Annotated in this window: 9 protein-coding genes; all 9 read right to left on the reverse strand. The window is 61.8% G+C overall.

Annotation, left to right across the window (positions count from 1 at the left end; all coding sequences use genetic code 11):
• Positions 1-60: 60 nt before the first annotated feature.
• Positions 61-546 (reverse strand): xanthine dehydrogenase iron sulfur-binding subunit XdhC, encoded by a 486-nt coding sequence (xdhC, locus tag BS300_RS01315; protein WP_021230037.1) that lies wholly within the window; start codon positions 544-546, stop codon positions 61-63.
• Positions 543-1421 (reverse strand): xanthine dehydrogenase FAD-binding subunit XdhB, encoded by an 879-nt coding sequence (gene xdhB / locus BS300_RS01320; RefSeq protein ID WP_071910230.1) that lies wholly within the window; start codon positions 1419-1421, stop codon positions 543-545. The genes xdhC and xdhB overlap by 4 nt, the downstream gene beginning before the upstream one ends.
• On the reverse strand, positions 1414-3732 hold the full coding sequence (gene xdhA / locus BS300_RS01325; protein ID WP_071910341.1) for a xanthine dehydrogenase molybdenum-binding subunit XdhA: 2319 nt from the start codon (positions 3730-3732) through the stop codon (positions 1414-1416). The genes xdhB and xdhA overlap by 8 nt, the downstream gene beginning before the upstream one ends.
• A 312-nt stretch (positions 3733-4044) precedes the next feature.
• Positions 4045-5346, reverse strand: a complete 1302-nt coding sequence (locus tag BS300_RS01330; protein ID WP_239693786.1) for an NCS2 family permease — start codon at positions 5344-5346, stop codon at positions 4045-4047.
• Positions 5347-5726: 380 nt separating this feature from the next.
• Positions 5727-7043 (reverse strand): guanine deaminase, encoded by a 1317-nt coding sequence (gene guaD / locus BS300_RS01335; RefSeq protein ID WP_071910232.1) that lies wholly within the window; start codon positions 7041-7043, stop codon positions 5727-5729.
• 38 nt (positions 7044-7081) lie between these two features.
• Positions 7082-8614 carry a nucleobase:cation symporter-2 family protein gene (locus tag BS300_RS01340; protein WP_071910234.1) on the reverse strand — a complete coding sequence of 511 codons (1533 nt, stop codon included), beginning with the start codon at positions 8612-8614 and terminating at the stop codon, positions 7082-7084.
• A 121-nt stretch (positions 8615-8735) separates the two neighbouring features.
• Positions 8736-11615, reverse strand: coding sequence for a molybdopterin-dependent oxidoreductase Mo/Fe-S-binding subunit (locus BS300_RS01345; protein WP_204378234.1), 2880 nt, complete (start codon positions 11613-11615; stop codon positions 8736-8738).
• Complete coding sequence (ygfM, locus tag BS300_RS01350) at positions 11612-12388, reverse strand: molybdopterin-dependent oxidoreductase FAD-binding subunit (RefSeq protein ID WP_071910236.1); 777 nt, start codon at positions 12386-12388, stop codon at positions 11612-11614. Before ygfM ends, BS300_RS01345 begins: the two co-directional genes overlap by 4 nt.
• 80 nt (positions 12389-12468) lie before the next feature.
• The gene (ssnA, locus tag BS300_RS01355) at positions 12469-13797 is read right to left on the reverse strand and encodes a putative aminohydrolase SsnA (RefSeq protein WP_071910238.1); all 1329 of its coding nucleotides are present in this window, start codon (positions 13795-13797) and stop codon (positions 12469-12471) included.
• Positions 13798-13819 lie beyond the last annotated feature (22 nt).

Raw genomic sequence — 13819 nt, forward strand, 5'->3', positions numbered from 1 at the left:
TGGTTTTATGACTTGTTACGCGGTTATGCGGCGTTCGTCATCGAAGGGACAAACTGCTGCTCAACCCTTGCAGCACTTCTTCACCGCCCGCACCACGTTCTGATAACCGGTACAGCGGCAGAGGTTGCCCGAGAGGCCGCGGCGGATCTCCGCATCGGTCAGCGGACGGCGCTCGGTCTTGTCGAGCAATGCCGCGCTCGCCATCACGAGGCCCGGGGTGCAAAAACCGCACTGCACCGCCCCCTCGTCGATAAAGGCCTGCTGCACGTCGGAGAGCTCATTCCCCTTGCGCTCTCCCTCCACGGTGCGAATGGATTTGCCATCGGCCCAGACCGCCAAGTAGAGGCAGCTGTCGATAGCCGTGCCATTCACCCGCACGGTACAGGCGCCGCACTCACCGACACTGCACCCCTCTTTCACGCTGATAAGCCCCTGCCCGCGCAGGAAGTGGAGCAGCGACATGGTGGGCGGCACTGCATAGGAGTAAGGCTTGCCGTTGATCTCGCACTGGATCTCCACAGCGGGACAGCTTTGTGGTTGCATCATAGGATCTTGCCTCCGGCACGTTCGACTGCGCAGGCGACCACCCGCTGCGCCAGGGTTTTGATAAGGTGCAGGCGAAACTCCTTCTCCGCCCGCCAGGAGGATCGCGGCGCCACATCGGCCACCACCGCCTCGGCAATCGCGGCCAGTGTGGCGCGAGTCAGGGGTTGCCCCTCGGCCGCCGCTTCCGCGTGCGGCGTGCGCACCGGTGTCGGTGCCGCCACCCCATAGGCCAGCCGCAGGCGCTTGAAGTGACCATCCTCAATCTGGCAGTAGGCGGCGCAGCCGATGGTGGCGATATCCATGGCATCGCGCATGGCGTATTTGAAGTAGTGGGAGCCTACCTGGGGGTGCGCGTCCGGGGCAAAGTGAAACGCCACCAGGATCTCCGCCGGTTGCAGCGCCACCTTGCCGGGGCCGGTATGAAATCCGGCTATGGGGATGCGGCGCGTACCATTGGGTCCGGCGATTTCCAGCTCAGCTTCCAGCGCGACTGTAGGCGCCGCCGAGTCGGCACTGGTGGCGCCGTTGCAGATGTTGCCACCATAGGTGGCGACGTTGCGGATCTGCGGGCCGGCGATGGTAGCGGCCGCCTCGGCCAGCATCGGCAGGCGGCGCTGCACCAGCTCGTTTTCGATGAGCTCGGTAAAGGTGGTGCCAGAGCCGATACGGATCGATCCATCAGGCAGCTCACTCACCCCTTTGAGCTCGGGCAAGTCGTGAATATCGACGATATGGCGATAGGCGGCGTTGAGGTGATGCAGCTGGATCATCACATCGGTGCCACCGGCCAAGAGACGCGCCTCGGGGTCAGCCTGACGCAGGGCGACCGCCTCGGCCACACTGTGCGCCTTGTAGTAACGGGCAATATCAAACATGGTGTTGCTCCTCCCCTGCTCCCTCGCCAATCAGACCCGCCGCGACAAACTCCCGAAACAGGGTCTTGGGGGTGATAGGCAGCTCGTTGATGGCGACGCCGGTCGCCATTCGAATGGCGTTACGGATTGCGGGGCCCGGCGAGATGATGGGCGGTTCCCCCAGTGATTTGTGGCCATAGACCGACTGGGGCTCATAGGTCTGCACGAAGTCACATTCAAGCTCCGGCAAATCCAGCATGGTGGGGAACTTGTAGTCGAGCAGGTTGGGATTGCGCACCACGCCGCTCTTGGCATCGATGATCATCTCCTCGAACAGGGACCAGCCGATCCCCATCCCCATGCCGCCATGCACCTGTCCCTCCGCCAGTTGCGGGTTAAGGATCTTGCCCGCATCGTGCAGGTTAATGATGCGATTGATAGTCACCTTGCAGAGATCGATATCGACGCTGAGATCGACAAAGGTGCAGCCAAAGCTCGGCGGGTTGGTGGTGGTCTTGTGGGAGACCTCGGAGGTGATCTGACCGCCGATAGTGAGGTGGTAGTAGGCGTTGACCGACACTTCGGCGACGCTGATCAACACCTTGTCCGGCGCACCGGCCAGCACCACGTAGCCGTCGATCAGGGTGAGGGATCCTACATCCTGATGACAGAGCTGGGCCGCCAGCGACAAAATGCGGGCCCGCAACTGCAGCGCCGCCTGATGGATGGCAGGGGCCGCCACATAGCTCTGGCGCGAGGCGAACGAGCCCGGGTCATAGGCGGTGATGTCGGTATCCTGAGTCGAAATGACTCGGATCTGCTCAAACGGAATGCCCAACGTCTGGGCCGCCATCTGGGCAAAGACGGTATCCGACCCCTGCCCTATCTCGGTGGCACCGATCTGCAGATTGACGGTGCCATCCTGATTGAGCAGCATGCGGGCGCCGGCAATTTCGACCCCCACCGGATAGGTGTTGGAGCCGTAGCTAAAGCACGCCACCCCGATGCCACGCCGCACCCGGCTTGCCGGATCCTGCGCCAAGCACTCGGCCTTGAGCCGATCCCACTCGAACTGCTCGCGACCACGCAGCAGGCAGTCCGGCAACCCGGCGCTGTAGATGGTCTTCTGGTTGACCTGATTGACATCCCCCTCGCGCGCCACGTTGGCGATCCGCACATAGAGCGGATCCAGCCCCAGTTCGGCGCAGGCATCATCCAGCATGCACTCGAGGGCAAAAATCACCTGGGGCGCGCCGTAACCGCGCATGGCACCAGCGGTGGGCAGGTTGCTGTAGAAGGTTTTGGCGTCGTAGCCAAAGGCGCTGCGCGGATAGAGGTAGCTGATCTTGTTGCCCCCGGCGCTGGCGATGGAGTGGCCGTGGGAGGCATAGCCGCCGGTGTTGGAGAGCACGTCGAGCTGATAGCCCTTGAGGGTGCCGTCGCGGTTGAGGCCCATCTTGCCATCGATGGCAAAGCCGTGGCGGGTGCGGGAAGCAAAAAAACACTCTTCCCGGCTCAGAGTCACCTTGACCGGCACGCCGCCGAGCTTGTAGCTCAGAAACGCCGCCATCGGCTCTTCCAGCACATCCTGCTTGTTGCCAAAACCGCCGCCCATATAGGGCTTGATCACCCGCACGCTCGACCAGGGCAGACCGAGGGATTTGGCCACCCGGCTGCGCACAATCTGGGGGATCTGGGTGCTGCTGACCACTATGATGTGGTCCGGCTGATCCATATAGGCGTAGCAGGTCACCGTCTCCAGATGGCAATGCTGTACCACCGGCGTCTGATAGTGCGCCTTGAACTGCAGATCCGCTGTTGCGATTACCTGTTCCGGCTCACCCGCCCGGATCTGGCTTTGCCGCAACAGGTTGCCATTCGGATGAATGGGATAGGCCCCCTCGGCCAGGGCGCTGGCCGCATCCGTCATCACCGGCAGCGGCTCATAGGTCACCTTGACCAACGCGGCAGCCTTCTCGGCGACCAGCGGATCGCGCGCCACCACGATGGCGACCCCATCGCCAAAGTGGCGCACATGGTCGGTGAGCAGACGGCGGTCTTTCACATCCCGCTTGGCCTCATCAAGGGACCAGGCGTGGCCGGCAGTGCGAAAACAGGTGGTGGGCACATCCTCGTGGGTGAACACGGCTTCGACCCCGTGCAGCGCCAGCGCCTCGCTGGCGTCGATGGCAAGCACCTTGCCGTGGGCGATATTGCTGCGCACGTACTTGGCGTGGCGCATGCCGAGCATGATGTTGTCATCGGTATAACGGGCACTGCCGGTCACCTTGGCCTCGGCATCCACCCGCTTGAGCGGTAATCCTATGGACATGATCAAGTCCTTTTTCAGGGAAGAAAAATCCAGAACCGAGATAAAAAACAGCAAGATATGCGCCTGTTTCCCCCTCTCTCCCCGGCGATGGGAAGAAGTGTGAAGAGGATCCCATCTGTCTTCCTTTTTCTGGCCGACAAGGTGCCTGCCGAAGACGAAGCAGCATCCCCCGATGCAACCAGTTCCCACAGTGCTATCAATCTGGTAAAGGGGATTTATCAAAATGGTACGGGGTGAAAATCAAAGAAACATGCAGGTTTGGCAAAGAAAAGCGGGGCTGCCGATGGCAGCCCCGAAACGGGCGGGTTATCCCTAAATAGCCCACCCCCCAGCATAGAAAATCACCAGCGCCAGGGCGATGATGACGGTGCCCGTGTTGAGCTTGTGCCACTCCTTGGAGCAGATGCGGCCAATAACCAGCGCACTGAAGCCCAGCATGATACCGGTGACGATGTTGCAGGTGAGCACGATAAAGACGGCGCACAGCAGACCGGACATGGCCCCGACGAAGTCACTGAAATCGAGCTTGGTGACGTTGCTCAGCATCAGGAGACCCACATACATCAGTGCCGGTGCGGTGGCATAGGCCGGCACCAGATAGGAGAGCGGCGCCAGAAACAGCATCAGCAGGAAGAGGCCGCCCACCACGGTAGCGGTGAGGCCGGTCTTGCCCCCCGCCGCCGTGCCCGCCGCCGATTCGATATAGACGGCGGCCGGAGATGCCCCCACCAGACCGGAGAAGATGCTGCTCACCGAGTCGGCACTCAGCGCCTTGCCGCTGTTGATGATGTGACCATCTTTATCCAGCAGATTGGCCTGCCCCGCCACGGCGCGAATGGTGCCGGTGGCATCAAATACCGCGGTCATCACCAGTGCCAGCACGCTGGGCAGCACCAGCGGCGAGAGCGCCCCCATGATGTCCAGGCTGAAGATGAGAGACTTGCCCTGATCGTCGGAGAGACTCGGCAGAGCGAACAATCCCTGATACTTCACCGCCGGGTCAAAAATAAGGCCAAAGATGGAGATGGCGATGATCACCAGCAGGATCCCGCCCGGGACTTTGAGCTTCTCCAGCCCGAAGATCACCGCAAGGCCGAGCAGAGTCATGATGACCGGCATCGAGGTAAAGGCCCCCAGCGCCACCGGCAGCCCCTCGAGCGGGTTCTTGATCACCAGCCCTACCCCGTTGGCGGCGATCAGCAACAAGAAGAGGCCGATACCGATACCGGTGCCATGGGCAATCCCCATCGGCAGGTTGTCGAGGATCCAGCTACGCACCCCGGTCACAGAGATGGCAGTGAACAACACCCCCATCAGGAAGACGGCACCGAGCGCGACCGGAATGGGGATCTTCTGCCCCAGCACCAGACTGAAAGCGGTAAATGCGGTGAGCGAGATGGCGCAACCGATAGCCATAGGCAGCTTGGCCCAGAGCCCCATCAACAATGAACCACACCCCGCCACCAGACAGGTGGCCACAAAGACGGCGCCCGGTGGAAAACCTGCCTTGCCGAGCAGGCCGGGCACCACGATCACCGAATATACCATGGCGAGAAAGGTGGTGAGCCCGGCCAGCACCTCCTGTCTGACGTTGCTGCCCCGCTCGCTGATCATGAAATAGCGATCGAGAGCGGTGAGCGGTTGCTGTTGTGATACGGTCTTGCCGGTGTCTTGACTGGCCAGCCCTTCCACGCTGTTTGTCCTGCTGTTTGCTTGGGTCATACCCAACTCCTTCACAAGCGCCTGAATGTTTCATCACGAAATGGCGACAGGATCTGTGGATCTGCCATTGCACACGGAAGGTGCAACTCAGAGACCAGGGCTGGCAGCATCAATCAAACGTTTGCCTTGCTGATCAAAAAAACCGGGCCATTTCAGGTTGGTTATCAGGGGAGCGCCCTGATGTATCGCGGCGCTGGCGCCCCGGGCGGGCACGCCAGCCTCCGTATTCGTGGCAGAGCGGCTCTCTTGCGGCCCTGCCCGGTTTATTCTCCCTAACCCCGTTCGTGGACCAGCTGACCATCCACATAAGTGCGGTAGATGGCTCTGTCATCACCCAACGTCAGCAGCACAAAGAGCTTGTCGCGCAAGGTGGTGGAGTTGTCATAACGCAGCTGTTGCAGCGGGGTGGCGACCGGGTCGAGTACCACGAAATCCGCCTCCTTGCCTACCGCAAAGCTGCCGATCTTCTCATCAAGCCCGAGCGAATGGGCACCGCCCAGGGTCGCCAGATAGAAGGCCTGATAGGCCGAGAGGCGCTCGCCCTGCAACTGCATCACCTTGTAGGCCTCGTTGAGGGTCTGCAGCATGTTGAAGGTGGTACCGGCGCCGATGTCGGTACCCATCCCCACTTTCACCTGCTTGCGCCACGCCTTGTGCAGCTTGAACAGGCCACTGCCGAGATAAAGGTTGGAGGTGGGACAAAACGCGATGGTGGAATTGGTCTCTTTCAAGCAATCCCACTCCTGCTCTTCCAGATGGACGCAGTGGGCAAAGACGCAGTTGTGGCCGGTCAGCCCATGCTGGTGATAGACGTCGAGATACCCCTTGTGCGCCGGGAAGAGGGATTTCACCCAGGCGATCTCGTCCTTGTTCTCGCACAGATGGGTGTGCAGATAGGTGGTGGGAAACTCTTCGCGAAGCCGCCGCGCCATCGTCAGCTGCTCGGATGTCGAAGTGGGTGCAAATCTTGGTGTGATGGCATATAGAAGCCGACCATTACCATGCCAGCGCTCGATAAGCTGCTTGCTCTGCTCATAGCTGCTCTCGGCGGTATCGAGCAGATAGTCGGGCGCGTTGCGATCCATCATCACCTTGCCCGCGATCATCCGCATGTTGATGCGACTGGCCGCCTCGAACAAAGCATCCACCGACTCGGGGTGAACGGTGCCGAACACCAGCGCCGTGGTAGTGCCGTTACGCAGCAACTGCTTGATAAAGAAGGTGGACATCTCGCGGGCATACTCGAGATCGTTGTAACGCCGCTCGGTCGGGAAGGTGTGGCGGTTGAGCCACTCCAGCAGTTGCTCGCCATAGGCCCCCACCATCTCGCTCTGGGGATAGTGAATGTGGGTGTCGACAAAGCCCGGCACTATCATCTTGCCGCGATAATCGCGCACCCGCACCTCGGCAGGAATGCGATCACGGCCCTCCTCCCACTCACCGAACCAGTCGATGCAGCCGTTGCGAATGATCAGCAGACCATCCTCGATAAGACGGGCGTTGGACTCAATCTCCTCGGGCTGATCCACCACCCGGGTGATGTCGAAGAAGCTGCCGCGCACGGCTTTGACGGAGTTGTCGTATTTCATACCTCGTTCCCCTACTTTTTATTGTTCTGTTGTGACCATCAAACCCGTTCGATCTGGACGACGGCGACCGGTTTGGTATCGGCCAGTGCCTCTTCATCGCGGCGGTTCGCGGTGCTGACAGGACGGGCCGTGAAAGTCACATCCGGTTTGTCGCTCAGCTGGATCACCTCTACCGCATCGGCGGTCTTGAGCGCTTTGGCAGCAGTCTTTGCCTTACGGGTGCGGCTCTGGGGCAATACCAGATTCATGATGATGGCGGTAATACCGCCGGCGCAAATGGGGTTTTCTACAAGCACGTAGAGGGCATCAGGCAAGACTCTGAATACGCTCGGGTCGTAGGAGACACCGAGCCCCAGCCCCAGCGAGGTGGCGACGATCAGGGTCTCCCGTCGATCCATGCCGTGAGTCAGGATGATCCGGCAACCGGCGATGGCGATCATGGAGAACATCAGGGTCATGGCTCCGCCCAATACCGGGGACGGGATGGTGGTAAAGAAGCGGCCAACCACCGGGAAGAGCCCCATGATTACGAGGATCATGGCGATGAACTTGCCGACATGGCGCGACGCCACCCCGGTCATCTGGATCACCCCGTTGTTCTGGGAGAAGGTGGTCAAGGGCAGGGAGCCCAGCGCCGAGGCGATCACCGATACCAGCCCATCTGCCAGCACGCCGCCGGAGAGGCGGCGGGTATACTCCTCTCCCTCTACCGGACGATGGGAGACAATAGCGGTGGCAGTCAGGGCCCCGACCGCCTCCAGCACGCTCAGCAGATAGATGGTGCCGGCCACCAGGAAGGCGCCGAAATCAAAGGAGAAGCCATATTTGAACAGCATGGGGACGGTCACCACTGGCAGTCCCTGCAACACGGAGAAGTCCACCATCCCGAGCATGATGGAGGCGATATATCCCACCAGCAGGCCGATGGCGATTCCCCCCATCCGCAGCAGGGGGCTCTTGCAGCAGTTGAACCCGATCACCACCGCCAGCACCAGCAGGCCGACACCGATGTTTTCATAGTTGCCGAAGGTGCCGCTGCTCTTGGCCGCCATGCCACCGGCAAAGTCGATAATGCCGACCTTGATGAGGCACAGGCCAATCATCAGCACCACAATGCCGCTCACGGTCGGGGTGATCACCCGGGTCAGATAGGGCAGCACGAACGATGCCCCCATCACCAGAAAGGCCCCGACAAAGGAGATCCCCATCAGTGAGGAGATGATTTGAGCCTCGTCGATCCCCTCTTTGCCCATGGCGGTCCCGATCGAGATCATCACGGTGACGAACGAGAAGTTGACCGACTGAATGGAGAGAAGGCCCGAACCGATGGGGCCATAACGGTTGACTTGCAACCAGGTACCGATGCCCGATGCAATCATCGACATCGACACCAGATAAGTGGTGATCTCTTGCGAGAGATTAAGGGCCGCCCCCACGATAAGGGCAGGTGCGACCATGGGAACCAGAATGGCCAGCAGATGGGTCACCGCCCCGACCAGGGATTGGCCAAAGGGGGGCTGATCTTCCAAGGCATAGATCAGGTCAGAGTCCTTGCGCGATTTCTCAGACATCCTTCATTACTCCGGTGTATCGAACACGATCCAATAACCCCGGCGCATCACACCCCACAGTGACCCGGGTTTATCCGGCAGGCGGAGTCTGCTCCGCCTGCCGGTCTCTGCCGTTTTATGACTACAGCTTGCCCAGCTCGCGCAGGATCTGCTCCGGCGTGAAGTGCCACTTGCGCAACCAGACACCACAGGCGTCGTGGATAGCGGTGGCGATGGCAGGCGCCGCGCCGTTGACCCCGATCTCCGAGATGGACTTGGCGCCGTAAGGGCCGACCTTGTCGTCACTCGGTACCAGGAAGGCCCGGAAGTCGCGCGGAATGTCGCCAATCTTGGGCGCGCCATAGCTCTTCAGATCCCGGGTGAGCGGAATGCCCTTGCCGTCGTAGCAGATCTCCTCGGTCAATGAGTGGCCGATGGCCCGCATGGTTGCCCCGTAGATCTGGCCGAGCGCCAGTTCCGGGTTGATGGGGGTGCCGCAGTCGAGCAGGGCGTAGAACTTGTCGAGCCGGATCTCGCCGGTTCTGACGTTGACCGCCACCTCGGCGAAGTTGGCCCCGTACGGGAAGGCAAGCTCAGAGGTGATGTAGCTGGCGGTGCCCACGAGGATACCGAAGCCGGTACCGGTCTCGGCCTTGTGGGCCAGCTTGGCAAGGCTCACCTCCCCCAGCTTGCCGCGCACCACGCCCGGGAACGCCAGCTCAACATCTGCTACCGGCTCGCCCAGCATGGCGGCGCCGTGGAACAGGATCTTCTCCTTGAGGTTCTCGGCCGCCTTCTTGGCCGCGTTGCCGGAGAAGCAGGTACCTGACGAGGCGTAGGCCCCCTTGTCAAACAGGGCGTGGTCGGTATCACCGGAGATGACGTGCACATCCCCAAGCGGGCAGTGCAGCACCTCGGCGGTCAGCTTGGCCACCACGGTATCGAGGCCGGTGCCGATATCGGCGCCACCGGAGTGGACGATAAAGGTGCCGTCCGATTCCAGCTTGACCATGCAGTTGGCCTGATCGATATCCGGGATCCCCGATTTCTGCATGATGATGGCGACGCCACGACCTATGCGCCAATCCCCGTCGGCGGGTTTGGGGCTGTCCCAGGCGATCAGTTCGCGGCCCTGCTTGAGGATGGGCTCAAGGGCGCAGCTGGCCGCGTGGGGCACCGAGGTAGGCATCTTGCCCTCGCCGATGGCACCCAGCACCTTGAGGATGTCCCCTTCATGCACCCGGTTGTGCTCCACCATGTCGAGCTGATCGATGCCCAGTTTCTCGGCAAGTTCCGCAATGGCCATGGTCAGGGCAAAGTTGCCCTTGGGCGCGCCGTAGCCCTGATAGGCGCCGGTCGGGCAGATGTTGCTGTAGTAGGTGTTGACGGTAAAGCGCACGTTGTCGCACGGATAGAGCGGCAGGGAGAGCGCCGGGCCGTTGCTCGGCACCGTCAGAGAGTGGTTGCCGTAAGGACCGGTGTTGGCGCGAAAATCCATCTCGATGGCGGTGATGGTGCCATCTTTCTTGGCCCCTACTTTCACCTTCACCTTGGCCACGTGGCGGGAGGTATTGCTGATGAACTCCTCTTCACGGGTGTAGCGGAAGGTGACCGGACGGCCGGTGACCTTGGTCGCCCAGGCGCACACCTCTTCCAGCAGGATATCCTGCTTGGAGCCAAAGCCGCCCCCTACCCGCTCCTTGATCACATGCACCTGGTGCTGCTTCATGCCGACGATGCGCGCCACCTGACGACGCACGTGCCAGGGCACCTGAGTAGAGGCGTGAATGACCAGACGATCGCCATCCATGTAGGTGAAGCAGATGTGCGGCTCGGTCGGGCACTGCTGGGCCTGGGTCGATTCGTAGGTGCGCTCGACAATCTCGTCCGCCTCGGCAAAGCCTTTGGCCACGTCACCGATCTGGCCATGGACGCTGGCGGCCAGGTTCTCGTGCGGGCGGGAACCGATGGGGAAGTTGATGATCATGTGCTCGTCGCCACGGCGTACCGAGCAGGCGTTCTGCTGCTCGAGATCCGCCGGAGCGCCGGCCATGTAGACGATGGGCTCGTCGTGGACCAGCGGCGCATTGGGGGCCATCGCCTCGTCAATGCTCATGACTGCCGGCAGCACTTGATACTCGGCCTCGATGAGCTTGAGCGCGGCCAATGCGATGGCTTCGCTCTCGGCCACCACGGCGGCCACCCGGTCACCGACGTGACGCAGCTTGCGGCCAAACATGCGGCGATCCAGCGGTGACGGCTCGGGCGCGCTCTGGCCACCCGGGGTGTAGTAAATATCCGGGCAGTTGAGGTGGGTGATGACGTGCACCACCCCCGGCATGGCTTCGGCGCGGCTCACGTCGAGTTTGGTGATCACCGCATGGGGATGGGGGCTGCGCAGCATCTTGATGACCAGCGCATCCTCGGTGACCCGATCCTCCACGTAGCAGGGCTTGGCCTGCACCATCTTGGCTGCGTCCACTTTCGGGCAACTCTTGCCGATATGGCGCAGATCGTCGCGAAACTCGGGGGCAATCTGGCACAGGTAATCGGGATCCTTCATCCGTGAACTGGCAAGCTCGATAGCCTGATAGAACTGCTGGTAGCCGCCGTCCCGGTGAAAGAGACCCGAGAGAGCATCGTCGATTTGATCACGGGTCGGTTCGGGATGGCGATCAAGCAGGTCGGTGACGATGAGCGCCGCAGCCGGATCGTTGTAGCCGGACTGCACCACGCCCACATCTACCATCGCCTGCTGTACCAGACTGAGTTGGTTCCAGCTGCCCAGCGACTCGGCGGTGCGCACCTGCGCCCCATCCAGCTGTGCGGCGATCAGCAGGGAGGCGTTGATCACCTTGCCGTTGAAGAGGATGGCGTCGGAGCCGGCAAAGCCAAAACCGTCGTCGCTGTTGCGCACCGAGTGCATCCGGCACTGGTTGAACAGCACCCGCTGGGCATTCTCGCCAGCCGGGGTGATGACGGTGCGCAGGGCACCGTTCAGTGTGAAGTTGAGTTCCATCATGCCTGTACCTCCTGCTGCTGGCACTCGACCAGCAGATCCGCCACCACTACCCCGCTGATATAGCGCTTGTAGGTCACGCTGCCGCCGAGATCCTCGCGCGGTGCAACCAGCTCGCTCACGGCCGCCTCCAGCGCGGCATCGTGCAGATCGCGGCGCTCCACATCACGCAGGCGCATCGGCTGCGGCGTAACGCCAGCAACGGCGACCCGCATCTCGCCAAGGGTATCGAGGGCCACAGCGGCGGTCATTACCGCCAGACCGTCGGCGTTACGGCTGATGCGGCGAGTGGCGCAGCGCAGCGCGGGCTCCGGCAGCACCACCCCCAACACCAGCTCCTTGCGCTGGCCCGCCAGATAGGCATCGATGGGTTGCAACTGATTGTTCTCCAGCACCACCACAGCTTCGAGGACCAGCAGTACCGGCAGCAGCGGGGAGTCCTGCTGTTGGCAGGCAATTTCGCCGCCGAGGGTGGCCTGATTGCGCAGATGGCGGGAGTAGACAAACCCCAGCGCCTCGCACAGGGCGGCCGGGGTACGAGGGTCGTCTTTGAGGGCTTGCAGGGTGACGGTGGCACCGATGTGGAGTTGACCGTGCTGCTGCTCAATCTGGCCAAGTCCGAGCTTGTCCAGCGAGATGGCGACCTTCTTGTCGGTACGGGTCGGGGCTGCGTTGAGCTTGCTGCCTCCCCCCATGTAGACGGCGTCGTTGCCAAAGCGGGCCTTGAGTTCCAAAGCCTGACCCAGTTGCTCGGGTCGGAAGAATTGCTCAATCATGTGTAGTCCTTACTCTTGCAGCCCGCCGCCGGGCAAATCCACAGGGCGGGCAATCCAGTCCAAAACTGTGGAGGGTGGCCCTAGGCCAGCTGATCCATCCGTTGCCACAGGCGGCTCGCCACCTTGCTGGCCTGCTGATAAATGGGCTCGACGTCAAAGGCGAACTCGCGATCCTGATAGACCATGCGTCCCTCGACCATCACGCTGTTGACCGAGGATGAGCCCATACCGAAGGCGAGATGGCCGCCGAGGTTGCGCGGCGCCAGCGGGGTCGGTGCGGCGTAGTCGCAGATGGTGAGGTCGGCCTTGTAACCCGGCTCCAGGCGGCCAAATTTGGCGCCGAAGTTGCGCTCCAGCAGGGTGTTGCCGTTCCAGAGGAACCGGGCAAAGCTGTCGGGCCAGAGCGCTCCGCCGGCATCCTTGTGTTTGAAGTAGGCGAACTTGAGCTCTTCGAGCATGTCGGAGCCGATACCATCAGTGCCGAGTGCCAGATTGCGATACTCCGGCAGGTGCATGTTGTAGCCCACGTGGTTGTTCATGTTGGAGCGGGCGTTGTGCACCAGGAAGGCATCGCGGCTGTTGAGCAGCTCGATGTCAGCCGGGCTCAGGTAGATGCCGTGGGCGATCAGGGTCTTGCTGTCGACAAGGCCAAACTCGTCCAGCCGGGCGATGGGCTCCTTGCCATAGTGGTGGTGACCGTGGGCCATGTCGTAGCGGTCTTCCGCCACATGGATATGCAGCCCGCGACCGGTGACCTGCACCGCTTCGCGCAGCATGGCGAGTCCCTCGTCGGGCACGGTGAAGGGGGCGTGGGCGCCGATATGAGCCTCCACCAGATAGGGTTCGCTCCCCTTGGCCTTGGCGGCATCAATGGCCTGCGCAAACAGGATGTTCTCCTCCACCCCGGCCTGCAGCTCGGCGAGGCCGCCGTTGCGATCCGTGGTCTCGAAGCAGGTCATGCCGCGCAGGCCCGCCTCCATAAACCCTTTGCGCAGCACATTCAGGGAGCCCTTGATGAAGTTGGGCGAAGCGTGGTGGTCGATCACCGCGCTGCAGCCGCTCTTGATCGCTTCCAGCGAGCAGATGAGGCCGCTGTAGTAGAGGGACTCTTCATCGAGCGCCCGATCGAGGCGCCACCAGAGGTTTTTCAGGGTGGAGATAAAGTCCGGGCAGGGGGCGATATTGGCCATGATCCCCCGCGACAGTCCGGAGTAGAAGTGGTTGTGGGCACAGACGATGCCCGGCATCACCAGCTTGCCCCCCATCTCCCGATAGTTGGCCTCCGGGTAGAGGGCCCGCAGATTGGGCCCCACCGCTTTGATAAGCGATCCTTCGATGGCGATATCCACCCCTTCCAGCACCCGGGTCGGCTCCAGCTGGACAGCGGTGACGTTCTTCAGAATAAACATGGTTTGCTCCTTCGCTTATTCG

This window comes from Aeromonas sp. SCS5 (assembly GCF_001887375.1).
Lineage (GTDB): Bacteria > Pseudomonadota > Gammaproteobacteria > Enterobacterales > Aeromonadaceae > Aeromonas > Aeromonas jandaei.